The 25,215-nt window shown below is 54.5% G+C and carries 22 protein-coding genes; 10 read left to right on the forward strand and 12 right to left on the reverse strand.

The annotated features are described in order from the left end of the window. Window positions 1–35 precede the first annotated feature (35 nt). The 3 genes from ACEW72_RS04605 to ACEW72_RS04615 are packed head-to-tail and all read right to left on the reverse strand — an operon-like array spanning window position 36 to window position 4,527. A complete protein-coding gene (locus ACEW72_RS04605) occupies window positions 36–1,328 on the reverse strand; it encodes an amidohydrolase family protein (protein ID WP_373475195.1) in 1,293 nt (430 codons plus the stop codon). Beyond that, entirely contained in the window at window positions 1,325–2,725 is a 1,401-nt protein-coding gene (locus tag ACEW72_RS04610; protein WP_373475196.1) for an amidohydrolase, read from the reverse strand. The genes ACEW72_RS04605 and ACEW72_RS04610 overlap by 4 nt, the downstream gene beginning before the upstream one ends. Further along, window positions 2,722–4,527 (reverse strand): peptide MFS transporter, encoded by a 1,806-nt coding sequence (locus tag ACEW72_RS04615; protein ID WP_373475197.1) that lies wholly within the window; start codon window positions 4,525–4,527, stop codon window positions 2,722–2,724. The genes ACEW72_RS04610 and ACEW72_RS04615 overlap by 4 nt, the downstream gene beginning before the upstream one ends. Before the next feature lie 128 nt (window positions 4,528–4,655). Here ACEW72_RS04615 and ACEW72_RS04620 point away from each other — a divergent pair, with 128 nt between their 5' ends. Both ACEW72_RS04620 and ACEW72_RS04625 read left to right on the forward strand, forming a co-directional pair. Next, window positions 4,656–5,225, forward strand: coding sequence for a nitroreductase (locus tag ACEW72_RS04620; RefSeq protein WP_373475198.1), 570 nt, complete (start codon window positions 4,656–4,658; stop codon window positions 5,223–5,225). Between the two features lie 46 nt (window positions 5,226–5,271). Next, window positions 5,272–5,613 carry a GntR family transcriptional regulator gene (locus ACEW72_RS04625; RefSeq protein ID WP_373475199.1) on the forward strand — a complete coding sequence of 114 codons (342 nt, stop codon included), beginning with the start codon at window positions 5,272–5,274 and terminating at the stop codon, window positions 5,611–5,613. On the opposite strand, the gene ACEW72_RS04630 is transcribed toward ACEW72_RS04625, so the two are convergent. From ACEW72_RS04630 to ACEW72_RS04645, 4 genes are read right to left on the reverse strand one after another with little or no spacing between them, the layout of a single operon-like run. Beyond that, on the reverse strand, window positions 5,596–7,545 hold the full coding sequence (locus ACEW72_RS04630; RefSeq protein ID WP_373475200.1) for a tetratricopeptide repeat protein: 1,950 nt from the start codon (window positions 7,543–7,545) through the stop codon (window positions 5,596–5,598). The two genes, ACEW72_RS04625 and ACEW72_RS04630, sit on opposite strands and share 18 nt — an antisense overlap. Window positions 7,546–7,558: 13 nt before the next feature. Beyond that, entirely contained in the window at window positions 7,559–8,926 is a 1,368-nt protein-coding gene (gene prsR, locus ACEW72_RS04635) for a PEP-CTERM-box response regulator transcription factor (protein ID WP_373475201.1), read from the reverse strand. Beyond that, entirely contained in the window at window positions 8,923–11,016 is a 2,094-nt protein-coding gene (gene prsK / locus ACEW72_RS04640) for an XrtA/PEP-CTERM system histidine kinase PrsK (protein WP_373475202.1), read from the reverse strand. The genes prsR and prsK overlap by 4 nt, the downstream gene beginning before the upstream one ends. After that, window positions 11,016–12,404: a TIGR03013 family XrtA/PEP-CTERM system glycosyltransferase gene (locus tag ACEW72_RS04645; RefSeq protein ID WP_373475203.1), complete on the reverse strand. Its 1,389-nt coding sequence runs from the start codon at window positions 12,402–12,404 to the stop codon at window positions 11,016–11,018. The genes prsK and ACEW72_RS04645 overlap by 1 nt, the downstream gene beginning before the upstream one ends. A gap of 154 nt (window positions 12,405–12,558) precedes the next feature. Here ACEW72_RS04645 and ACEW72_RS04650 point away from each other — a divergent pair, with 154 nt between their 5' ends. After that, entirely contained in the window at window positions 12,559–13,593 is a 1,035-nt protein-coding gene (locus ACEW72_RS04650) for a mannose-1-phosphate guanylyltransferase (protein ID WP_373475204.1), read from the forward strand. A gap of 78 nt (window positions 13,594–13,671) precedes the next feature. Here ACEW72_RS04650 and ACEW72_RS04655 read toward each other — a convergent pair whose 3' ends face one another. Then, window positions 13,672–14,199 carry a class I SAM-dependent methyltransferase gene (locus ACEW72_RS04655; protein WP_373475205.1) on the reverse strand — a complete coding sequence of 176 codons (528 nt, stop codon included), beginning with the start codon at window positions 14,197–14,199 and terminating at the stop codon, window positions 13,672–13,674. A 126-nt stretch (window positions 14,200–14,325) separates the two neighbouring features. Between ACEW72_RS04655 and ACEW72_RS04660 the strand changes: the two genes are divergently transcribed. Beyond that, window positions 14,326–15,702 carry an alpha/beta fold hydrolase gene (locus ACEW72_RS04660; protein ID WP_373475206.1) on the forward strand — a complete coding sequence of 459 codons (1,377 nt, stop codon included), beginning with the start codon at window positions 14,326–14,328 and terminating at the stop codon, window positions 15,700–15,702. 71 nt (window positions 15,703–15,773) lie between these two features. Here the strand turns inward: ACEW72_RS04660 and ACEW72_RS04665 are convergent, their stop codons facing one another. Continuing rightward, complete coding sequence (locus tag ACEW72_RS04665; protein WP_373475207.1) at window positions 15,774–17,192, reverse strand: short-chain fatty acyl-CoA regulator family protein; 1,419 nt, start codon at window positions 17,190–17,192, stop codon at window positions 15,774–15,776. A gap of 154 nt (window positions 17,193–17,346) precedes the next feature. On the opposite strand from ACEW72_RS04665, the gene ACEW72_RS04670 reads away from it, so the two are divergent. The 3 genes from ACEW72_RS04670 to ACEW72_RS04680 all read left to right on the forward strand — a co-directional run bounded on the left by ACEW72_RS04670 (window position 17,347) and on the right by ACEW72_RS04680 (window position 19,706). Further along, a complete protein-coding gene (locus tag ACEW72_RS04670; protein ID WP_373475208.1) occupies window positions 17,347–18,948 on the forward strand; it encodes an isocitrate lyase in 1,602 nt (533 codons plus the stop codon). Between the two features lie 16 nt (window positions 18,949–18,964). Beyond that, window positions 18,965–19,123, forward strand: a complete 159-nt coding sequence (locus tag ACEW72_RS04675; protein ID WP_179956505.1) for a hypothetical protein — start codon at window positions 18,965–18,967, stop codon at window positions 19,121–19,123. A 157-nt stretch (window positions 19,124–19,280) separates the two neighbouring features. Next, window positions 19,281–19,706, forward strand: coding sequence for a hypothetical protein (locus tag ACEW72_RS04680; RefSeq protein WP_373475209.1), 426 nt, complete (start codon window positions 19,281–19,283; stop codon window positions 19,704–19,706). 42 nt (window positions 19,707–19,748) lie between these two features. Here ACEW72_RS04680 and ACEW72_RS04685 read toward each other — a convergent pair whose 3' ends face one another. Continuing rightward, the gene (locus ACEW72_RS04685; RefSeq protein WP_373475210.1) at window positions 19,749–20,534 is read right to left on the reverse strand and encodes a 3-hydroxybutyrate dehydrogenase; all 786 of its coding nucleotides are present in this window, start codon (window positions 20,532–20,534) and stop codon (window positions 19,749–19,751) included. Window positions 20,535–20,623: 89 nt separating this feature from the next. Here ACEW72_RS04685 and ACEW72_RS04690 point away from each other — a divergent pair, with 89 nt between their 5' ends. Both ACEW72_RS04690 and ACEW72_RS04695 read left to right on the forward strand, forming a co-directional pair. Further along, window positions 20,624–21,511, forward strand: a complete 888-nt coding sequence (locus ACEW72_RS04690; RefSeq protein WP_373475211.1) for a neutral zinc metallopeptidase — start codon at window positions 20,624–20,626, stop codon at window positions 21,509–21,511. 6 nt (window positions 21,512–21,517) lie between these two features. Further along, a complete protein-coding gene (locus ACEW72_RS04695; RefSeq protein WP_373475212.1) occupies window positions 21,518–22,666 on the forward strand; it encodes an alpha-hydroxy acid oxidase in 1,149 nt (382 codons plus the stop codon). Here the strand turns inward: ACEW72_RS04695 and creD are convergent. Further along, window positions 22,647–24,053 carry a cell envelope integrity protein CreD gene (gene creD, locus ACEW72_RS04700; RefSeq protein ID WP_373475213.1) on the reverse strand — a complete coding sequence of 469 codons (1,407 nt, stop codon included), beginning with the start codon at window positions 24,051–24,053 and terminating at the stop codon, window positions 22,647–22,649. The genes ACEW72_RS04695 and creD overlap by 20 nt on opposite strands. Window positions 24,054–24,146: 93 nt before the next feature. Further along, window positions 24,147–24,791: a LysE family translocator gene (locus ACEW72_RS04705; RefSeq protein ID WP_373475214.1), complete on the reverse strand. Its 645-nt coding sequence runs from the start codon at window positions 24,789–24,791 to the stop codon at window positions 24,147–24,149. Window positions 24,792–24,838: 47 nt separating this feature from the next. Here ACEW72_RS04705 and ACEW72_RS04710 point away from each other — a divergent pair. Then, the coding region (locus ACEW72_RS04710) for an MsnO8 family LLM class oxidoreductase (RefSeq protein ID WP_373475215.1) at window positions 24,839–25,215 on the forward strand (377 nt) is incomplete at its 3' end.

Here is a 25,215-nt window from a genome sequence, read left to right on the forward strand (position 1 = left end):
CCCCCGAAACCACCGCAATTTAACTACACCAAATTCTACCGGTCATAGGCCTTGGGCAAATCCCCTTCAGTCGGCCGTGCATAACGGTCGCGCAACCGTTGCTGACGATTGCCGGACGGTTGTTCGACACCGTCGATGATAACGGTCGTTGCCGCGCTGGACAATTCAAGCGGGTCGCCATCCCACACGACAACATCGGCGGCTTTGCCGGCTTTCAAGCTGCCGTAAGTTTCACCAACGCCCATGATGTCGGCGGGAACGGAGCTGATCGCAGCAAAGGCTTCATCCCAGGTCAAACCCGTTGCATTGGGCAGTTTTTCCAGACTGACCAAGTTTCCGGCATATTGTGTGGTGTAGCGCAGCTGGTGGGAATCGCGGTCGTTGATCATGCCAATCGCGACCTTGACCCCCGCGTCCTTCATACGTCCGATATTGCTCTGCGTCGCCCCCAGCATTTCAAATGTTGCAGGCAGATCGTTGAGCGCCGAAGCGATGACGGGAACCCCTGCCTGCGCCAATTGCGGCGCGACGCGCCAACCTTCGGTCGCGCCGACAAAGACCATCTTGATGATCGGAAAGTCGCGTTTCAGCTCCAGCAAACGCAACATATCGTTCGCGCCTTCGACATGGATCAGCAAGCGTGTTTCACCGCGCAGCACCGACAGCAATGCCTTCGCGTCCTCCGCCTTCAGCAGATCATCATCGAAGCTGTCGCGCCCTGCGGCATATTCCTGCGCCTCACGTAGCATCGCACGGAAGTGCAGATGCGTTCCGGCGCGGCTGCCGCCGGCATTGGCTGCGCCATCTTCGCCAAATTCGGCGAACTGGAATGCCCGGGCTTTGGTCACGGCATTGCTGTCCGCACCCAAATCGGCAATAGCGCCCTGCCCTGCGAAGATATTACCTGCAGCCTCGGGTGCAACCACGGCCCGCGTGACGCCTGCGGACCGGTTGACCGCGAAAGGCGAGCGGAACGGATCGATGGCAGGCGCGATATCTATTGCCGCCGAAAATCCGCTTTTGCCCCCGCTCTTGTCGTTGGCGCCATTCACGGCGTCGACTTCGGACAAGCCCAGGCGGGTAAATCCTGCGAATACGCCCGGCGTGACCCATTTGCCGCTGGCGTCGATCTGGCGTGCGCCTGCGGGGATAGCGATGCCAGCGCCTGCCGCCACGATAGTGCCATCGCGGATGACGACGGTGCCCCCGTCAATAGGCGCACTGCCGTCGCCAATCACCAATTTCCCGCCAGTAATTGCTATTGTTTCTGCCAAAGCAGGTGATGACAAACTAACGACCGCCGCAGCGGCGAAAAGGAAATGCCTCATTTCACATCTCCTTCACCGGGTTGGCCAAGCTCGAAATCGCTCACCGGTCGGCGCTTGGGATCTTGTGAGTCATACATCATCGCCCCGTCGATCCACACTTTGTCTGGCCTCGAATACACGCTCAGCGGATTGCCATTCCATAAAACGACATCCGCCATTTTGCCTGCTTTCAAACTTCCGGTTTTGTCCGCAATGCCCATCGCCTTGGCCGGGTTATATGTCAGCCAAGTGATCACATCGGCATCGGATATGTTGAACCCCATGCGCCGCCCGTCAGCTTGCGCCTTTGCCGCCTCTTGATTCAGGCGCTGGATCTGGTTTTGATCGTCCGAGTGGATGACAACACATGCACCCGTGTTGTGCAGGATCGCCGCATTTTCCGGGATCGCGTCATAGGCCTCCATCTTGAAACCCCACCAGTCCGCCCACACCGCCGAACACACCCCATTGTCGCGCAAAAGGTCAGCGACCTTGTAGCTTTCGACCGCATGATGGAAAGCCGTGACCTTGTAGCCAAACTCCTTGGCCATATCGAGGACGATGGCCATTTCATCGGCGCGGTAGCAATGGTTCTGGATCAGGATTTCACCATCGAGCACACCGGCCAGCGTTTCCATTCCGAGATCGCGGGTGAATTCCTTGCCGCTGTCACGCTTTTTCTTATATTCCTGCGCCTTGATCCAGGTCTGGCGATTGACCGCGAGGTTGCCCATGCGCGTCGAGGGCATACGCCCTTTGCCGCCATAAACCCGCTTCGGATTTTCCCCGCAGGCCATTTTCAATCCATAAGGCGCGCCGGGGAACTTCATACCCTGCACCGTGCGTGCATAGACATTTTTCAGTACTACCGAGCGACCGCCCATCAGGTTTGCCGAGCCGGGCAATATCTGCATTGAAGTGACCCCGCCATTGGCAAGCGCGCGGCTGAAACCGGGGTCTTGCGGCCAAACGCTGTGTTCCGCCCAAACCTCGGGCGTGGTGGGCGATGTTGCTTCATTGCCGTCATCATGCGCCTCCACCGATGGCGTCGGATAATCGCCAAGGTGCGAGTGGATATCAATGATCCCCGGCGTCACAAATTTACCGCGCCCGTCGACCACGAGGGTATCGGCCGGAATAAGCGTGTCCGGCCCACCCACGCCGCTGATCTTGCCGCCGGACATCAGCACCACACCATTGTCGATCCTGCCGCCTTCACCATCATAAATGGTGACGTTGCGGATGGCGGTCGCGACCCCCGGATAGGCTTTATAGGTCGATGCAAATGGCGCTTCGACCTTTGCCACCGGTTTCGCCGACGCCTTGGTCGTTGCCGTTGCAGGACCATCCCCTTGCGCGGCGCATCCGGCAAGTGCCGTGGACAAAAGAAGCAGCACCAATTTGTTCATGTTCGTCATTTCACACCATGCATCAAACGTTTGAGGGGGAAGGCAACAAGCATCAGCAGCACGCCGATGCCAACCGAAATCCAACCGATAGTTGTGAACACTTCAATATAGGTGTTGAGGCTGACTTTCAGGTTCGTCACTTGCCCACCGACGGTTTCGACGCTGGCGACCTGTGCGACGACGCCCGCGACATATTGCGCGACCGATATCGATAGGAACCACACGCCCATCATCATGCCGACGATGCGCGCAATTGACAGCTTCGTAATCATCGACAGTCCAACCGGCGAAATGCAAAGCTCGGCAATCGAGTGGATGAGGTAAAGCCCCGCCAGCCACCACAGGCCAACCTTGAAATCATCCCCGGCAAATTGCGAGCCCCAGACGAGGAAGAGAAACCCAAAGCCCACGCCCATGAGGCCGATGCCGAACTTGATCGGAATGCCCGGTTCAATCCCGCGCTTTGCCATACCATTCCACAAAATGGAGAAGACAGGCGCGAACACGACGATGAAAAACGCGTTGAAAAACTGCGTTTGACCGGCGGAAATGCTGAACCAGCCGAAGACCGACAGGTCGGTGTTGCGATCGGCAAACAAGGTCAGCGACGAACCGGCCTGTTCGAACAAGGTCCAGAAAACGACGTTGAAGATGATCAGCACCATGGCGGCGACCATCATCTGGAACTCGACCTTTGAGCCTTTAAGATATGACCAAAGCAAAATGGCAGGCACGCCGATCAGGAAGGTGCCGAACAGCAGTTTGCCCATGATCGGCAGCGTCGCGATATAGCCCAATATGCCGCTTCCCGCTTCGGGCTTTACATAGCCCATAAGGTTGGAAAACAGGAACCAGACAACAGGCACGCAAAGTAACGCGCCGGCATAGATCAGCCAGTCGCGGCTCGACGTGGCGTCTGCTGGACGTTCGCCATAGCCGTCAAGCCGACCGCCATCGAACTGGATAAGCGCCCATGATGCGAGCATTCCCAAAGCCGCCAGACCAAATCCAGCCCACCATCCATAGGCATCGGCAAGGAATGGACAGGCAAGCTGGGATAGAAGCGAGCCCAGGTTGATGCCCATATAGAATATCGTGAACCCTGCATCGCGACGCTGGTCGCCCTGGTCATAGAGCGAGCCGACCATGGTCGAGATATTGGGTTTGAAGAAACCATTACCAATGGTGACCATCGACAGACCGATCAGCAACAGCATCGTATAAAAAGACGAACGCTCCCCCGATGCCTTGAACCCGCCTGTTTCAACCTTGCGGACCTCGGTCCCATCGGCCCCCAATAGCGACACCGTCTTGTCGTCATTACCCTTGATTTGCAGTTTCTGGCCGGCGTCTGTGACAAATTGCTTTTGCGCGTCGCCCTTGCCTTCCACCGTTACTTCATATCGCTGGCCATCGATTGTCGCATAAGGCTTGGCCGCTTCACCGCCGAAACAGAGGGTGAAATAGCCTAAAGCCATCAAGATTGCGCCGAATTTTACCGAGCGTTTCGAGCCTAGATACCGATCTGCAATCAACCCGCCCACAAGCGGCGTGAGGTACACCAAAGCGGTAAATCCGCCATAAATCGACGCGGTGGTCGTATCATCAAAAAGGAAGTGCTGCGCCAAATAAAGCGTGAGCAATGCCCGCATGCCATAATAGCCGAAACGTTCCCACATTTCGGTCGTGAACAATCGCGCAAGTTGCTTAGGGTGCCCAAACCAGCCATCTTTATCTTGCGTGTCGACCTTTGTGTAAATGCCTGGAATTGCACCAGGTTCGGCCGCTGAATCGTCCATAATAGTGGTCATGCTGGAAAGAACCCCTCGAATTTTGCTTAACCCCTCTCCGGGGGCAGATCACCAATCCCTAACGAAAAAATTGCGGCTGTGAAGAATTTTGTTGCGCGGTGGCTTGGAATTCGTCGAATGAGGGGCTTATGTTTAACGATCTGTCTTCTGTAAAAAAATATCTGGCAACACGCCGTTCAGGCAAACCACGGGATATGGTTTTGCCCGGCCCTGACCAAAGCACACTCGACCAGATATTGGAACTGGCAACCCGCACCCCCGATCATGGCAAGCTATTTCCCTGGCGTCTGACCATAATCCACGACAGAAAAGCCTTCGCTGCCTTGTTGGAAACGGCCTTTGTCCGCGCCAATAACGATGCGCGGCGGGCGCAAATCGATGCCATCATTGCACCTGCATTTATGGCCCCTACCCTGGTCGCGCTTATCTTTGCCCCTCAATCCAGCGCAAAAATTCCAGTCTGGGAACAGCAGATGAGCGTGGGTGCAGTCGGTATGAACCTGTTGCACGCCGCCCATGCTCACGGATTTGTCGGAAGCTGGATTACAGGCTGGGCATGCTATGACCCGACCGTTACCAAAGACTTTTGCATCGATGACGAAAAGCTGGCCGGTTTCTTTTACATCGGCTCACCGGCGCAAGCGCTAGAGGAGCGCCCGCGACCCGAACCGGCTGATATTATACGCCATTGGCCATAAACGGAATCCTTGACGCGCCCTACTGTATTATGGCAGTAAGGTTGCAATGAAAAGCGATGCCAAACCTGTCTATTTGAAATTGCGCGATGTAATCGCGGCAGCCATATTGGACGGCGAATATAAAGAAGGCGATATGTTGCCATCCGTCCGCGCTTTTGCCGCCGATCAGGGGGCAAATCCACTGACCGTGGCCAAGGCCTATCAACTGTTTCAAGACAGCGGAATGGTTGATGTCAAACGCGGCGTAGGGCTTTTCGTGGCCAGTGGCGCGGTCGCCAAATTGCGCCATTTCGAACGCGATCATTTTGTCAAAAATGTATGGCCCGATGTCATGGCGCAAATGCAGCGCGCCGGGGTAGACCCCGCCGAATTACTGGCGCTTTGCTAATTTTGCCTGCCTGAGTTCATTTGCGACTTGCCGGTTATCCGGCATCAACAACGCGGCTTTTTGTAAAAGCTCTCTCGCGGCTTTCGGGCGCGTCCCGGCCTTTTGCAATATCTGCCCATAGATATGCGTTACCATAGGATTTGCCGGCGCGATTTGATAGGCCGTGCGGGCAAATGCCGTTGCCTTTTTAAGGTCGCCAGCGCCTGCGTATGCACGCGCAATATTGGCAAGCAATATAACGTCATTATTGCCCAACCGCCGCCGCACTTTTTCAAGCATCGCGATGGCCAGCGGCCAATTTCGGGCATCAAGGTTTCGATAGCCGGATAGCCGAAGCGCAGACAGATTGGCGGGGTTATAGGTCAAATAAGCGGCCAGTATCTGGTCGGCCTCTTTCTCCCTGTTCGCCCGCGACAAGGCATCGACCAGCCTTAGCATGACTGGTTCTGTAAAACTTATGGCACGGGCTTTTTGATATTCCTCTATCGCAACCGATAGATTTGAACGGATGATTTCAAGATCGCCCACGATAATGTGGGCCTCCGCAACGCCATTATTTCTGCTTTGCAAGCGCCGTGCCGCATTCAATGCAGGCTCAAATTGCCCCTGGTCTGCCAACAACCGGATATAAGGCAGCACGGCTTGTGCATTGTCAGGTTCGCGTTGCGCCGTGGCGGCGGCATCGGCTAAAGTTATCGGCTCGGGCAATGGCAATGCGGTTCGGAATGCGGCAACAGCGGCGTCGTTGAGCGGATCAACAGCGCGGTCTGGCTGATCGCTCGCGGTAAAGGCCTTCGCCGTTAACGTCAGGCTGTAACTATCAGCGTCGCCGCGCGATGCGATTTCCCGGATAACGTCAAGTGCGCCCAGAGGATCACCAGCCTTGTACATCGCCTGTGCCAATAATATCCGCACTTGCCGGTTGCGCGGTTGCTGGCCGAGCAATATTTGCAACTGGTCGACCGCACGGTTGCTATTGCCCAATTCAAATTCACAAATAGCGCTAAGCAAGAGCGCGGCGGGCACTTCGCTGAATGCCGGGCCTGTCTTTGACAATAAGCGGCTTGCCAACGCATATTCGCCCGCACGGGCCGCCAGAACCGCCTGTGCAAAAAATGCCTTTGAATTGTTCGGGTCGATGGAAAGTATCTTGCGTGACTGGGACAACATATCACGATATCGGCCCGCATCGCCGAGGGTCAGGGCATATTCTTCGAGCAATGGAACATCATTGGGGTTAATCTGAAGCCCGCGTTCAAACCAGGGCAATGCGGCCACCACGCCAAATTGTGATCGCATAAGACGACCGCGAAATTCGAGTGCGCGCACATTTTGGGGGTCAAGTTTGAATGCATAATCGACCGCCTCTATGGCCCCTTTCTGGTTTCCCTGGACGAAGCGAAGGCGTGCAATTTCGGTCCAAATCTGGCTGTTTTTAGGATCACGCCGGATCGCTTCGTCAAAACTGGCCTGGGCCGCAGCCAGATCTCCACGGTCCATCTTGACGCGGCCCAATATCCGCAAAGCATAAGAACGGTTTTCAGCCGGTATGTTTGGCGATGTTAACAGGCTTTCGGCGGTATCCCATTCACCCTGTAACCAATAAGCATGGCCTAAAAGATGCGCTATCTGGTCCTTTTTGGCACCGGCCAATAGTGCCCGTTCAAGCGCAATCTGTGCCGCAGGTGCGTCAAAAAGTTCCAAGCAGACACGTGCCTGCGCCACTAAAGCCGACAGAAATTTCGGATTTTCTTTGACCGCATTCATCAAGGCAACACGCGCCGCGCTCAGATCGCCTGATTTTATATATTCTTGCGCTTCATTATACGAAGAAACAGCGGTGGTGCCCATTCCGCGCGTTAGTAAAAAGCCACCGCCCGCCGCCAGTGCGAGTGCGGCAGAAACTATAATTATGGGTAATCGGCGGGCCACAATCGGGATTCAATCACGCCTGAAGATCATATTGCTTCAGCAAATCATAGAGCGTGGGACGGCTGATGCCCAACAATTTGGCGGCACCCGATATGTTGCCTTCAGTACGGGCAATTGCACGCTTGATGGCCTTCCGGTCCGCCGCTTCGCGTGCAGCTTTCAGGTTGAGCAACAATTCATCATCATCCTCGTCCCCGAAATCCAGATCGTCGGCGGTAACAAATTTTCCGTCTGCCATTATGACAGCCCGTTTTACCCTGTTTTCCAATTCGCGGACATTGCCCGGCCATTGCCATTGATCGATCGCGGTTAACGCAGCGCTCGACATACCTTTTATCGAGGGGTTCATTTCACGGGCAAAACGGCTCACAAAATATTTGGCGAGCAATACCGCATCGCCGGATCGTTCGATCAGCGACGGAATGGATATTGTGACCTCCGCCAGGCGATAATAGAGATCGTCACGAAAACTTTGGTCGGCTATCATCTTGTTCAGGTTGCGATGGGTCGCACATACGACCCGGACATCGACAGGAATTGGTTTACGTCCGCCAATTCGCTCGATCTCCCGTTCCTGCAAGAACCGAAGGAGTTTCACCTGCAATGGCAGAGGAATATCTCCTACTTCATCAAGAAACAGCGTGCCCCCGTTTGCGATTTCAATTTTGCCTTCTGTGGTTTTGACCGCGCCGGTAAAGGCACCTTTTTCGTGGCCGAAAAGCTCCGATTCGAGAAGGTTTTCAGGTATCGCACCGCAATTGATTGCGACAAAAGGTTTGTCAGCGCGGTCGCTGGCATTATGCAACCCCCGCGCTAGCAATTCCTTGCCTGTACCACTTGCCCCCAGCAACATGACGGACACCGTTGTCGGGGCAACACGTTGTATCGTCCGGGCGACCTTTACCATTTCCGGCGACGCCGAAATGATCGTACCTAGCAATAATTCACCATCGGCATCGGGTTGTTGCAAAAGTTCATTTTGCATTTCCAGTTGCCGGACGTGAAATGCACGTTTGACGATCAAATGCAGTTCATCAATGTCGACCGGCTTTTGATAAAAATCCCATGCGCCGGCCGAAATTGCGCGCAACGCACTTTCGCGCGCGCCATGCCCTGATGCCACGATAATCTTGGTATCGGGTTTTAATTTTAACATTTCATCAAGAACCGCGAAACCTTCGCTAACGCCGTCGGGATCTGGTGGCAGACCCAAATCAAGCGTCACAACATCGGGTTCTTCGGCGCGCAAAAGCGTCATCGCTTCGTCGCGGTTGGCGGCGCAGAAAACGTCAAAATCTTCGTAAGACCATTTCAGTTGTTTTTGCAGGCCCAGATCATCTTCTACGATGAGTAATTTTTGGCGTGTGTCCGATGATTTCATGCCGCTTCATCCATATTTACGGGGTTTTGGGCTTCTGTAGCTTTAGGCAATAGCAGGGTGAAAGTTGTTCCCTTGCCGGGTTTGCTGTCCACCCGAAGTTGCCCGCCCATCGACAACGCCAATGCCCGCGCTTCATAAGCCCCTATGCCAAAGCCACCCTCTTTGGTTGATTCAAAGGGTTTGAAAAGCAATTTGGAAATGAACATTTCCGTCATACCCACACCTTTGTCGGTGATGTGGACTGCGATATCATTGCCCTGCATATTGCATTTGATCTGCACCGGCGAGCCATCGCCCGTGGCTTCAATGGCATTTTGCACCAGATGACCGATGATCGTTTCTACCCGTGCAGGATCTGCCGTGGCGAACAAGCCGGGCTTCAATTCCGCTTCAATGGGATAGATCAACCTTTTGTCATGCACCGCTTTCATGACCGCTTCACCAATGTCGATGACGATTGGAGCGGACTGACGCGATTTATTGTGTTGCGACAAACGGGCCAGCAGTTCGTTCATCTTGTCGACTGACGAACGCAACGTATCGATCATGTCGACACGGAACTCGGGCTTTTCAGCGTGGCGTTCTGCATTGCGGGCCAATATGCTAAGCTGGCTAACCAGGTTTTTGATGTCGTGCGCGACAAAGGCAAAGCGGCGGTTGAATTGTTCGAATTGCTGGCTTTCGGCAAGTGCCTGCTGGCTGGCGGCTTCGGCCAGATAACTCGCCAATTGCCGTCCGACCACGCGCAGCATATCAAGATCTTCCCAATCCAGGGCGCGCGGCAGGCGGGGTCGCGACAATATCACCAGCCCGGCGAGCCTGCCGAAATGCACAAGCGGAACAACTGCCCATGCCTGCGTTTCTTCGAACAGCCATTGCGGGATGGCCCGCGGATCGCATCTGTCATCTGTGCCTTCACGGATCTCGTCCATTGATACAATATGCCCAGTCGATTCAAAAAAGGGCATGGTGACAGATGTCACACAATAAGCGGGAACATTAGCCGTAGCCCAGTTCCACCGCGCCTGAAGGGTCAGCCGGTCCTCTTCATCCGGCACCATTAACAAGCCGCCGGGGCTATCGAATATATCCGCCAGCGACTTTATCACGCGTTCATAAAAAGGCGCGGCTTCCTTTGAAGGGAAACCGATCGTATCGGCAAAACGCATCCATTCGGACCGGTAGTCATAACGATGCTGGAAGAAATTTTTGGCTATTACGACATTGAGCCAGCTTTTGAACCGGCCTGACGGCACTACCAGTAACGCGGTCAGCGACATGCCGAATATCAGCGTAATCTGCGCCAACCGGACATAAGTCCCGCCCACAATCTCCAGCGCCGTGGCCAGAACGACCATGCCAAACATATAGACTGCAATGGCGACCAGCGACACCGAACGAAAGGCAACCGACCGCGACAACCGCAGCCCCCAATTGCTATTCCGGCGGGCGGCCATCACAAACACCGGCGCCAGCAACGCCGTTGCAAAGCCGCGGGTCTGGATAAGTTCGTCCGAAGGTCCCGCGGTAATATATCCAATCGTGTACAGATTGAGATCATAGGTCCACATCGCGGCCAGCGCAGCCATAGGCAGGCTGATGCCCCAGCGCGCCTCGGGTGCCGACACGGTGTAGAGATTATGCACCACGACAAGCGCGCCGACGGCATAGATCATCCGCAATGTCATCGCCGACTGAACTGCGATATCAGTATTGAAACCACGTACCGCAAATAAAGCGACAACGGCATCGTTGACCGGTTGGCAAAGCAGGACAATCAGCAATACCGCATAGATCATATTGATCGTCCGCGGTTGTTCCTTGCCTTCACCGCTCTTTAGCAGAAAGAACATGAAGCACAGCCACGCGAGATTGCGTGCACTTTCGGCCCATAAAGCGGCAAGGCTCAACGGCCCCGAAACGATCGCAGCAACCCCCCATACGGACGTCGCCGCCATCGCGCTTATCAGCAATATCTGCTGGCGATTGCGGCTGCCATATTTGTGGAACAGCCATATTGCGAGCGCCGCATACCCAAAGCCCACGGCCGCGTGCCCCCAAAAGCCGATGAAGGTCATCACACCCTCCATCAGCGTGCACCCTCCGGCCAAATTATGACCCGGATAGTCTGCAGCAAAATCAGCAGATCAAGGAAAGGCGTGTAATTTTTGGCATAATACAGGTCATATTCCAGCTTGTGGCGCGCATCTTCTTTCGATGCGCCATAAGGATAATTGATCTGGGCCCAACCGGTAATGCCGGGCTTTACCATGTGCCGTTCGGCGTAATAAGAAAGCTGCTGTTCCAGATCGGCAACAAATTCCGGGCGCTCGGGACGCGGCCCGACAAAGCTCATCTGGCCTTTCAGGACGTTCCACGTCTGGGGCAGTTCGTCGACACGTACTTTGCGGATGAAGCGTCCAACTTTTGTAATCCGTGGATCGTCCTTTTCCGCCCAGACGGCTTTCCCGCCAACTTCCGCATCGACCTGCATCGACCGCAGTTTCAGGACCGTATAAGGCTGGCCGAACAACCCGACGCGGACCTGCCGATAAAATGCAGGTCCTTTGGTTTCGAGTTTCACCAATATTGCGAACAGGAAAATGATCGGGGCTGTGAGGAACAGCAATAGCGAGCTGGCGGCAATATCGAACAAACGCTTGGATAGCCCCGACAGCCGCCTGCCCGATGAAAAACCATCCGAGAAAATCAGCCAGCTCGGGTTGACACTGTCCAGATCGACCCGACCGGTTTCCCGTTCCAGAAAGGTCGAAATGTCGTTGACGTGGACCCCTGTGGTCTTGATCCGCAACAAATCGTCAAGCGGTATGGCATTGCGCCTTTCTTCCAGCGCCAGAACGACTTCGCTCGTCCCCAGTTTTACAACATAATCCGACAGGTTATAAATCGCGCTGCGGTTAATCGCTTCGGGGATGACCCGCTTGTTTTCGTCCATCGCGATATAGCCGACGACGACAAATCCCGATCCGGCCTTCGCCTCCAGATCCTTGATCCGCTGCGCCCTGCGTCCAGCACCCAGAACCAGCAACCGCCGCTTGAAACTCTCCCCGCCGATCAAGCTGCCCAATATGGCCCGGCTTGTGGCGAGGAATAGAAACGCAAGGATCATCGCGTATAAGGAATTGGACCGCCAAAGCGTAATACCGGGCAAGGCAAACGCCATGACCGACTGGAAAATAACGCCCAAAGATACGGCAACCAACAACCGCGCGATCGCAAAGCGCAAGGATTGCAAAGCATCCGACCCATAAACGCCCACCGCCATGGCGGCAACATGGACCGATGCGGCAAAGGTGAATAATTGACCAAAGCGATTGCCGATATAATCGACATGCATACCGATCTGGTTCGCCCTGATGACCCACGCGGTTTCCGCCGCGACAATCAACAGGCAAAAATCGATTATCGCGAGAAACAACACCGCATAAGGTATATAATGCTTGAAAAGCCTGATCATGTCGGGATTTTTAACAACCAAAAGTAAAGTGTCGATTAACTTTACACATTTGTTACAACATTCTGGAAAATTTCTTTTTTTTGGTGTTTGACGGGGCTCAATTCGGAAGTAATAAGCGACCCATCTTTACCCGAGTAATGAAATGGAGCCGCCGGTGACTATCACTCCTGTCATTCTATCCGGTGGCGGAGGCACGAGATTGTGGCCGATGTCCACGCCGGTTTCGCCGAAGCAATTTTTGGCACTGACCGACCCGAAAACGATGTTCCAGCTTACCGCGCTGCGCGTAAATGATCGCACCCGCTTTACAGCGCCAATCGTGGTGGCCAATGTCGCCCACGCCCAAATTGTCGAAGAACAACTGGCGGCGATTGGAATCGACGACGCCACGATATTGCTGGAACCGTGCGCGCGTAACACGGCTCCTGCCATCGCATTGGCAGCACTCGCCTGCCAAGACGCAGAAACGGCAATGCTGATCATGCCCAGCGACCATGTCATTGCGGATGTGGCGGCTTTTGATGCCGCAACCGATGCCCTTTTGCCGCTGGTCGAAAATGGCTGGCTGGCGACTTACGGGATCAGCCCGACTGCTCCGGAAACTGGCTACGGCTATATTCAAATGGACGCAGCCCAGGCACCGGGCGTTTACGCCGTAAAACGGTTCGTCGAAAAACCGGATCTAGCGCGCGCCACGGAAATGATTGCCGGCGGCGACCATGTCTGGAACGGCGGAATTTTCCTGTTCAGGGCCGACAAGTTTCTTGATGCATTATCGGCCTATGCTCCCGATATGCTGGATGCAGCGAATGCAGCCATGGCATCGGCAACATTGCAGGGCCAGCGAGTTTATCCCCAGCTTGCGGCCTTTGAACAATGCCCGTCGGACAGCATCGACTATGCTGTAATGGAAAAAGCGGACCGCGTCGCCGTCGCCCCCGTCAGCATGGGCTGGTCCGACGTCGGCAGTTGGGATTCGCTGCATGAAATCAGGACCAAGGATGAAAACGAAAATGCTTTGTCCGGAATGGTCCGGATCAATGACTGCAGCGGGAATCTGGTCCACGCAGACGGTATCCGCATCTCATTGCACGGCGTCAGCGACCTGATTGTCGTCGCCAACGGCACCGAAGTGATGATCTTGCCCAGAGGGACAAGCCAAAAGGTCAGGGACTTCGCCAAAGATTGACACGTTGGTTTGGGCCATTCCCCCTAGAGTGCGACCTTAGGGACTATCCTCTAGAAGGACCTACAATACAGCCTTCGACTAACACGCCTCAATTCGAGAAGTTGAGTAATTTGAGGCGTTTACAACTACCGGATTTTGGACCGGCTGCCATTGAAAGCGTCGTATCATATAGTGTGTCGACGGCAGTATAAGGTCAAAAACCACATCGCTTCCCAACGTCGTTGCATCTACGGCTTCAAAACGGACATTGTTCAGACCCAATTCCACCGCCTCCGTCGGCGCTATCAAGATATCCTCTTCATTGGCATCAAAGCCGGTGAAGTGACTATTAGGATAGAGTTTGGCCAATTGATTGACGGCCTGACCCGTTCCGCAATTGATGTCGGCAACGTCGATGCCACGCTCCAACTTATTTACAAGTCCGGGCTCCAGTCGCATGATATGGTCTTCCAGTGCCATAACTGCGGTGCGATTATTTTCGTCCGCAACATAATCATAAGAATAATTGCCATCCAGACGGACACTTTTTTCCAAGTCTTGTGTGTCAATCAGGACTTGCTTGCTAACGGCACCCGACCGATCGAATTCGCTTGGCTTGTTAAACATGGTGTCGCTCCTTTACATACCTCACGCGCTATATTATCCTTACATCCGCGACCGTTTGTTTCACCGTTTGAACCAGCGTTGTAATTTTAGAATTAGGCGTGTAAATTTTATGCGAAGGAGGGTTCTTTGCCGCTTGGTTCGCAAATTCGTACCAACCTACTCGGAGAAATAGCGTTATTTCGTGGTGTCGAGCCGCTGGATTTGCCTGCCTCGCGCAAAACTCGCGCACTGTTTATTTATCTGCTGCTCAATGCCAAGCCGGTTCGCCGCGACCGGCTATGCGAGATTTTCTTCGATATTCCGGATGACCCGCGCGCCGCTTTACGCTGGTCGCTGTCCAAATTGCGGGTGATGCTCGGCAAAGACGCGCATCGCTTGAATGCGGATCGCGAGAGGGTTTTTCTCGATACGGCCGGATTCAAACTCGATATCGATCATCTTGACGCAACGCAGGCAATGGAATCGCCATTGCCTGGAATCGATTTACCCGGCCTGGACGAATACACGCTTTGGTTAGGCGCAGAACGCGCCGCCATAGATAGAAAGCGTGCGCGACGGCTTGATGAGGCCGCCCGAAATGCGCGATATTCCGACGCTGAACGCAAAAGATTTGCGGCCGCCGCCGACGACTTGGGTGAACATGTGGAGCCTGTCGCTCCGCCGGTTGCACATCAAGCCATCAATTATTGTTTTGCGCAAGATGGCACACGCATTGCGTATGCGGTGACGGGCGCTGGCGATGTTTTGGTTAAATCTGCCAACTGGTTAAACCATCTCGAACTGGATTGGAGCAGTCCCTTATGGGGTCGAATGGTCAGCGGCCTATCGGAGAATTTCCGGTTGGTTCGGTATGACGAACGCGCCAACGGACTTTCGGACTGGGATGTCAATGAACTTTCATTCGAAACTCTGGTGAGTGATTTGGAGGCCGTCGTAGATTCGCTGGGGTTAAAACGGTTTCCACTTCTCGGGATATCACAGGGTGCCGCAGTAAGTATCGAATTTGCCGCGCGTCACCCGGATCGTGTGTCCCATCTTATCCTTCTCGGCGGTTATAGCAGCGGGTGGCGTCACTGGGCGGGCGAGGAGGAGGCGGCGGAGCGGGAGGCCGTTATGACCCTGGTTAAAAATGGGTGGGGCAAAGCCAGCCCGCTTTATCGCCAGATATTCTCTGAATCCTTTGTGCCGTCGGCCACGGCGGGCGAATTGGAATGGTTTAACGATTTTCAACGGCAGACTGTTTCCCCTTCCAACGCAGTCGCATTCCTCGAAATCTTCAGTAAAATCGATGTGCGCCACCGGTTACGCGAACTCGACCTACCCACTTTAGTATTGCACTCGCGCGGGGATAGACGGGTAGGAATGACACAGGCGATTGAGCTGGCATCAACAATAAACGGCGCGTCACTCGTCACACTCGACACTGACAATCACATTCCGCTAGCCCGGGAACCAGCGATGGAAGTAGTATTGGAGAGCATTCGCGAATTTTTGCGGCGCTAGGGAAAGGCCCTGAAGGCGTTGGGGACTGCCCTTATTGCAACCGCTCCTTTTGACGAAAAATTCTCGCCACCTCACTCCATATCGAATGTAAATGGCGACATACCTCTTTCGCGTTCGTTAAAGACCAGGACCCGGCCAGCGGGGGGTGCGCTGCGTTGTGGACATTCGGGGCGTGTGCAGGCCGGGCAGCCGAGGCCGATGGGGGTGGCGGCTCCGGCATTCAAGTCAACGCCGCGCGCGGCCGCCAATGGTGCCGCCAGCTTTGCGTCAAGACCCAAACATATCGCAAATTCCGCCTCGACCGAACCGCTCACCGCCGTTTGCGGGTGAACCGTGCGGGACAAGGTGAACCACCGGTCGCCATCTTCGAGTTCCACCAGATGCGGCAATAACGTACCGGGGCGGGCAAAAACATTATGCACCTGCCAAAGCGGGCACCGCCGTTCCGTCCCGACAAGCGGCGATGCGCTGGCCCCTGCAAAACGTTTGCTGCTTTGGCCGGCTCGATCAATCCGCAGCATGAAAAATGGCAAACCGCGCTGGCCAACCCGCTGCAACGTTGTCAGCCGGTGAGCGACCTGTTCAAAGCCTGCACCAAAGCGGCGCTGCAACAGGACGATATCATAGCCCGTTGCCTCACACGCGCGCAAAAACCGGGCATAAGGCATCATCACAGCAGCGGCGAAATAGCTGGTTAAATGGCGGCGGTACAGCTTCTCCCCTGCCCGTTCGGCAAAGCTGGCCCCGGCCACCAGCGCATCTATTTCAGCCTTCGCCTCGATCAGCGCGAGTTGGAACGCGGCTGCAAAGGTACGGCTTGCCGGGTCGAGCAGTTCAGAGAGTTGAAGCTGGCGGGCATGAAGATCAAGCTTTCGCAAATGGCCGGGCATGACGTCGAACGGCAAGATGCGGATGCTGAGTTGATGCTTGACCCGCAACCGTTCGGTTATCGCGCCATAAAGATCGGCATTGGCGAGGCGCAATTCATCGGCCAGCTTTTCGGCCGCGATATCAAGATCGGCAAAATGGTTGCGCCACCGTTCGATTTCACGGCGGGCCGAGGCGATGGCCTCAGGCTCAATTGTTATACCGCGCGCGGGGCTGTTTTCGCCGCTGCTGCCATGCGATCCGCCGGATAGACGGTCAAAGGCGCGGGCGAATGCTTCGGCCGCGTCGGGGCTGGCGGCGATCCAGTCTTCGATCTGGACCCGTTCGATTGTCAGGTCGGCGAACATCGGGTCGGACAATCTGCGGCGAATAGCCTCCACCCCGCCGCCGGGTGTTGATCCGGTCAAGGTACGCGGGTCAAAATCATAGCGTTCGGCAAGCTTCAGCAATAATGTCGCCGTCAACGGGCGCTGATTGCGTTCGATCAGGTTGAGATAGGACGGCGAAACATCCAGCGCTTCGGCCATTGCGGCCTGGGTCAGGCCATTGGCCCTGCGGATACGGCGGACGGCGTGGCCCGCAAAAAGCTTTTGCTCGGACATGGAGGAATGTTTGTCATATTATTTACAACATTGCAACGTTAATCTTATTTTGTGCGACGCACACACAACAAAAATTACAATTCCGACTCGCTTTTTTAGGCATTTTTTGCTATCCCAAGCTTCAGCCGAGTTAACAACCTCGAAGGAATTGTAAATGTCGTACAAAGAACAAATAGCGCAAACCAGCACGCTGATCGCAGCGCAAAATGGCACCTGGGATTCAATCAGCCCCGAATCCGTCGCCAGAATGCAGCTCCAGAACCGTTTTCAAACTGGCCTTGATATTGCCCGCTACACCGCCAACATAATGCGGCAGGACATGGCAGCTTATGATGCAGATCCTGCATATTACACGCAGTCCCTCGGATGCTGGCACGGGTTCATCGCTCAACAAAAGATGATCGCGGTCAAAAAGCATTTTGGCACAACCAAACAGCGCTATCTGTATCTCTCTGGCTGGATGATCGCGGCACTCCGCAGCGAATTCGGTCCCCTGCCCGACCAGTCGATGCACGAAAAAACCAGTGTTCCGGCGTTAATCGAAGAACTCTACACCTTCCTTCGGCAAGCCGATGCCCGTGAACTCAACATTTTGTTCCGCGACCTCGACAAAGCGCGTGATAATGGCGAAACTGCAAAAGAAGCCGACTTGCTCGCCAAGATTGAAGGCTTTGAAACGCACGTCGTTCCTATCATCGCCGACATCGACGCCGGTTTCGGCAACGCAGAGGCAACGTATCTGCTCGCCAAAAAGATGATTGAGGCAGGCGCCTGCGCGCTTCAAATTGAAAACCAGGTTTCCGACGAAAAGCAATGCGGTCACCAAGACGGCAAAGTGACCGTTCCCCACGAAGATTTCTTGCAGAAAATCCGTGCCTGCCGTTACGCCTTCCTCGAATTGGGCGTGCCAGACGGTATCATCGTGGCCCGCACCGACTCCTTAGGCGCCGGCCTGACAAAGCAAATCGCCGTTTCAAAAGAAGCTGGCGATTTGGGCGACCTGTACAACAGCTTCCTTGACTGCGAAGAAATCGACCCCGCCACCGCGCAAAATGGCGATGTTATTCTGAACAGAAACGGAAAGTTGCTGCGTCCAAAGCGTTTGCCGTCGAACCTTTTCCAGTTTCGGGCTGGCACCGGCGAAGACCGCTGCGTCCTCGATTGCATCACCAGCCTGCAAAACGGTGCGGACCTGATCTGGATCGAAACCGAAAAGCCCCATATCGAACAGATTGCAGGCATGGTTGACCGTATTCGCGAAGTCGTGCCCAATGCGAAGCTGGCCTATAACAACTCGCCCAGCTTCAACTGGACCCTCAACTTCCGTCAGCAGGTATTCGACGCCTGGAGCGCAGAAGGTAAGGATGTTTCGGCTTATGACCGCGCCAATCTGATGAGCGCGTCCTACGACGAAACCGCGCTGGGTGAAGAAGCTGACAACCGTATTCAGAACTTCCAACGGGATTCTGCAAAGCGGGCCGGGATTTTCCATCATCTGATCACTTTGCCGACTTATCACACAGCCGCGCTCAGCACGGATAATCTGGCCAAGGATTATTTCGGCGAAATGGGGATGCTGGGCTATGTTGCTGGCGTTCAGCGCAAGGAAATCCGTCAGGGCATCGCCTGTGTAAAGCACCAGAATATGTCCGGTTCCGACATTGGTGACGATCACAAGGAATATTTCGCCGGTGAAGCCGCTTTGAAGGCAGGCGGCAAAGATAACACCATGAACCAGTTCGCTAACGCCGCTTGATTTTGGGAGATTGCAGATGAGCGAACCGCAACGTGCAAGAGCAGTACTCTCAACAGAAGACCTGACTCTGCTTCGACAAGCGTTGGTTTTCTATCTGGAGGCGATCAAGGACAAGCCGGAATCGGTCAAGTTTGCGCGTCTTTACCATCGGTTGGGTAGTGCAGGCGGCAAATAGCCAATTGACTAATTTTTAACAATTTCCTGGGGAGGAAAATGACTAAGCCGCCGACAGAGATGTCGGCGGCCTTTTTCGTCCGAAGTTGTTCGCATCGCTAATATATTATTAACAGGCTTGCGCTAACACCATCGCTTGAAACAGGTCGGGGTCGAGTATGGACAACATCTTGAAATTGCTATTGGGCGTGCTCGGCGTAGCGGCGCTGATCACTTTTGTGACCTCTAGCCTGACATATGACCAGCAGCCCGTCGCGGTTGCCCAGGCCGCGCCAGCGCCCGTTCCGTCACCTCCTGTCACTGAAAATACCGTTACTACTGACCCGGACGAACTAACGGATGACAGCTCACCAGAAGAAGACGGAGAGGATATTCTCGCGATTGGCGTGCCCGTCATCGATGGCAATCCTTATGGCAGCAGTAACCAGCAATCGCTTCAAAATGAAGTTCAGATTCCGCAGGAGCAGGCACCCAACGCGCCTACATATTATGGCCAAGTGCCGCCCCAAGCTTATATCGCCCCTCAATATACCGTGCCGCAACCATCGACTGGCAATTATGATCCCGCATTAAACGGGCAATGAATATTTTCAGAAAATATGGTTTCTAAGAAAACAAAGCCCGTTTTATTGGGCGGTCCACCCACCGTCGACGGATAAGTTTGTTCCGGTAATTGCACTTGCTTCATCTCGACAAAGAAAAAGTGCGAGCGCAGCGAGTTGGTCGACTTGTACAAATTTCTTTTGCGGCTGATTAGCCAAGAGCACATCATTGATCACCTGTTCTCGAGAGAGATTCCGGGTTTTCATGGTATCCGGAATTTGCCCCTCCACCAGAGGCGTCCAGACATAGCCAGGGCAGATGCAGTTTACGGTAATACCTTGCGTGGCGACTTCGAGAGCGATCGTCTTGGTGAGGCCGGATAGGCCATGCTTGGCTGCATTATAGGCAGATTTGTAAGGCGATGCGACGAGGCTGTGCATGGATCCGGTATTTATCACACGCCCCCAACCCTTTGACTTCATTCCCGGCAAAGCTGCCTTTGTGGTATGAAAAGCAGAAGACAGGATAATGGCAAGGATAGCATCCCATTTGTCTTCCGGAAATTCATCGACGGGCGCCACATGCTGAATACCCGCATTATTTATCAAGATGTCGGGAGCCCCTAGTTTTTCGGTGCAATCGGCAACCATGGCCCGGATTTCGTCTGGCTTGGTCATGTCGGCGGGCGAATAGAAGGCACCGGCACCGCTAATGGCGGAAAGTTCTGCCACATGGCCGTCAATCACACATTGGTCGCCAAAACCGTTTATCATAACCTGGGCGCCTTCAGCCGCGAAAGCTTTGGCATATCCCAAGCCGATACCTGATGTAGATCCGGTGATGAGAGCGGTTTTACCCTTGAGAAACATGAGTGATGGCCTTTGTATAAATCGGGAACTTTACTTGCGCTTTATTCCGCTAACCGCAATGTTCGAGCTCGGCAATAACGGAGAATCACATGCGTCTCAATGATCTAGACCCGAGCGGAAATGTCAGCGATCAAGGATCGGGAGGCGGCGGCTTCGGCGGGGGCGGCGGGGGCGGCATGCTTGGCCTCATTTTCGGGTTATTGCCGATGCTTCTTGGCCGCAAAATGGGTTGTGGCTCAGTCCTGCTGATTGCGGTCGTGGGTTATTTTGTCGTTTCCAGCGGGATACTGACTATGGGCGGACCTGTATCTGCGCCCGGTACCAGTCAGCAATCCAGCGCGGGCAATGTGGCGTGCGATACACAAGAGGAGTTATTCGCATGCCGTGTTCTCAAATCTACAGAAGACACCTGGGGCAAACTCGTGCGCGATTATCGCCCCGCAAAGCTGCACTTCTATCAGGGTGGCGGCCAATCTGGATGCGGTGCGGCGCAATCCGCCATGGGTCCTTTTTATTGCCCTTCGGATGAAGGCATCTATTTGGACACAAGTTTCTTCCAGCAGATGGAAAAACAGATGGGTGCTGGCGGCGACTTTGCTTATGCCTATGTCGTTGCGCATGAGGTTGGTCACCATATCCAGAATTTGGCTGGAATTGCAGACCAGGTGCGAAAGCTTCAGGCGCAATCAAACCAGACAGACGGCAACCGTTTGCAAGTCGGGATGGAGTTGCAAGCGGATTGTTTTGCCGGAGTTTGGGCGGGAATCAACTCTGACCGGATCGAACCCGGCGACATCGAAGAAGGAATGCGTGCGGCGAACGCCATTGGTGACGACACCCTTATGCAGCAAGCCGGCCGTGCACCGGTTGAAAGCATGTTCACCCACGGCACGTCGGAACAACGAATGGAAGCGCTGCAACGGGGTCTTAAGAGCAAAAACCCTAATGCTTGCAACTATTTGCAAGGGTTGCAGTAAAACGAGATGCAGTTCAAAGATTGCCATAATGTCGAGGATTTCCGCAATCTTGCCAAAGCACGTCTGCCGTCACCTATTTTCAACTATATAGACGGCGCCGCCGATGACGAGCGGACGAAGTTACGCAACACGTCTGCGTTCGACGACTGCGACCTGGTCCCCAATGTTCTTGCCGGGGTTTCGGAGATAGACATGGGCGTGACGGTGATGGGAAAGCCCATTGCCATGCCGCTGATGCTGTCGCCCACGGCGTTGCAGCGACTTTTTCACTGGCAGGGCGAGCGTGCAGTCGCTGCGACAGCGCAGAAGTTTGGCACCTGGTTTGGGATTTCATCTCTGGCCACGGTCAGCATCGAGGAGATCGGGGAGACCATCGCATCACCGAAGATGTTCCAGCTCTACATCCATAAGGATAAGGGCCTCAACAATTCGATGATCGAACGCTGCAAGGCGGCGAAATTCGATGCGATTGCCTTGACCGTTGATACCATTGTTTCGGGTAATCGGGAACGTTGTCTGCGCAGCGGCTTTACGTCTCCACCTCGCTTTACCGCGGCTTCTGTACTCAGCTATGCAATCCACCCGATGTGGGCGCTCAACTACCTGTTCCGCGAGAAATTTGCGCTGCCTAATCTCGAAACGCATGTAGATGCGGGTACCAATGTGGCAGTTTCGGTTGCCGAATATTTCAACACCATGCTCGATACATCCATGGACTGGGCCATGGCAGAAAAGGTACGAGCGGACTGGGGCGGTGAGTTCTGCCTCAAAGGGATCATGTCGGTAGAGGATGCAAAACGGGCGGTCGATATAGGTGCAACGGCCATCATGGTTTCCAACCATGGCGGGCGGCAACTCGACGGCTCGCGCTCGCCTTTCGACCAGATATCGGAAATCGCCGATGCTGTGGGCGGCAAGATCGACATCATCTGCGACGGCGGTGTCCGTCGTGGCAGCCACGTTCTGAAAGCACTCGCCGCCGGGGCAACGGCGTGCTCCGGCGGGCGATTGTATCTGTATGCGCTGGCAGCGGCAGGAGAGCCTGGCGTTCAATGCATAGTTGGCAAATTGCGGGACGAGATCGAACGCGACATGAAACTTATGGGCGTTCGATCCGTCCCGGAACTTGATGCGTCTAAGCTGCGTTGGCGTTAGCAACTTCTGCCGTGTCCCGCCGCGCGCCCCAGTCTATCGCACGCGTGGCCCACATAACGACCGCGAGAGCGACAAAGAGCAGCAGCGAACCGATAATCAGCGAATAAGCTTCGAGGTTGAGCAATACGTACAGCGTCGCATACAGCCCCACCAACAGCCCGCCAATAAACCGCGCGCGCAGCCAGCTTTTCAATACCGCAGCGGAATAAGCCGTCAGCAATCCGGTTATCGCGCCCGCAGCGATTAGATAGGCCCACATGAATCCCACCACTTCGGCAAAGGCGAGGAGGAGTACAAAAAACAGCACCAGCCCGGCCCCGGTCAACAGATATTCGGCCGCCGCAACACGGGCACCTGCAATCACATCAAACATGAGATAGGCAAGGAATGTGAAACCAATGAACAGAAACCCGTACTTTACTGAACGGTCAACCTGACTGTATAGATCGACAGGTTCTATCAAACCAATCGTTGCAGCTTGGCTTGGGCCGCCCACAGCGGGAATATCCCGTGCGGAAGATACCGCGGCCGCCCCATATTGTTCGGAGGTCAACGGTGGTGCGTTGTCGTCAGTCGCAACAATTGCTTGGCCCAATGCCAAATTCGTAATTGCATGGGTGGACTGAAACCCACTTGATTTTACGTCTCTTTTTACGGGAAGAAAATCGCCGGCAAAGCTAGGACTCGGCCAGCTGGATTTGACTTCCCATGTCGTTTCTCCACCGCGAGGAACCATAGTCAGGGATTTGTTACCGCGGATTGCAAAGCTATATTTTACTTCGAGGGGCGTGGCACCCGTCCAGTCAACAAAGCTGAAGAAACCCGAATTATTTGACGCTGCCAACCCCTTGCCTGGCTGCAAGCCAAGAACCGTTCCATTCACTTGAACCTTGCTGTCTTTCTGAAGCCCGCGTGCGTCGGATACTCCAAAGCGGAGCTCTGCCCCCGAAAAGTCGATGTTGTCGCGCGGGATACCATAACGCGCAAAATCATCCGGCAAGGCAAAGCGCGCCGTTCCGCTATTTGCAGCAACGAACAATACGCTTTCGTAGATCGATTTCCGTTTCCGATCAGGTTTCAGTTCGGTTTTGATTGCATTTGTTTCAGGCGAAAGGAACAATTCCTTCTTAATCTGAACCGTGCGTGTTGTCTGACGGCCATTTTCGTTGACTGTTTCAACACTGCTGGAGGTGTAGGGGATAACCAGCACCGGGCCGACCACCACTTGAGGTCCTCCCCAACCGGCTGCAATAGAATTTTGGGCAATATTTGATTGCTCCTGCCGATCCCATAAAAGCGCATATACCATCATTAAGGGAATGATGAGGAGGAGCCCGATGATACCGGCAAAGAATAATTTCCAGCCGGGACTTCGTTCAGTTGTCATGATTTGCATTCCTTTCACCGAACACGGTTTATCTATGAAATAGCACGGTTCGTCTATGTTTCAATAGATGAATGCCGGATGAATGTTATTCGATCAGGCCGTACTGGCGAGGAACCAGATTGCAATCAAGGCCAACAAACCGGCGAAAATACGCCGAATAACATGTCTTCGATTGCCTGCCAATATCCAGCCATGCGCGTGTGCTGCGAACGCCACAATATTAAGATGAATCGCAGTCGCAATCGCAACATAGCTTGCCGATAATAATCCGGTCTGTGGCGCTATCGGAACTTCGGCCGAAATATAGGCCGGCAACACAGTAATGAAAAACACCGCTGCTTTCGGGTTTAACAAATTCAGCAAAAACCCGTGCCGGAACCATGCGCCTAGCGCATTTTGGTTGGCAATATCGGGCGACAGTTCGTTCTCCCCTACCCACGCCTGCCACGCGAGCCAAAGAAGATATGCAACCCCTGCATAACGCAGAAGATTAAATATTTCTGGCGAACGCATTGCCAGTTCGGCCAGACCAACCGCTGATGCAGCTGCAAGCACGGAAAGCCCCAATGCAATGCCGGCTACCGCTGCAAAGCCAGATTGTTTGCCGTGCGTAGCGCTTGTTAGCGCCAGCCACGCCATATTCGGGCCAGGGGTCAACTCGATTAACAATGTTGTCAGCAGGAAAGGTGCATATAGATCGGTAATCATCGAACAGACTATGGCATGGCGATCAGCCATAGTCGATTGCGCTTGGCTTTGGGGGCGAGCGCACCCATCTATGGGTCATGACCAAATTCTCCCTGCTTGATCTCGTCCCTGTCGTCGAAGGCGGCAATGTGGCTACCGCATTGGCCAACGCGGCCGACCTCGCGGTCCACGCCGAAAGCCTTGGCTTCACCCGTTACTGGGTTGCCGAACATCACGGTATGCGCGGCATCGCCGGCGCCGCGACCAGCGTCGTCATCGGCCATATCGCTGCCGCTACAAAAACTATTCGTGTGGGCTCTGGCGGTATCATGCTGCCCAACCATTCGCCGCTCGTGATTGCAGAACAATTTGGTACGCTAGATGCGCTCTACCCTGGCCGGATTGACTTGGGGCTAGGCCGCTCACCGGGCAGCGACCAGCGCGTCGCCGCGGCAATCCGCCGCACGCTCGACAG

This window comes from Sphingorhabdus sp. (assembly GCF_041737645.1).
Taxonomy (GTDB): domain Bacteria; phylum Pseudomonadota; class Alphaproteobacteria; order Sphingomonadales; family Sphingomonadaceae; genus Sphingorhabdus_B.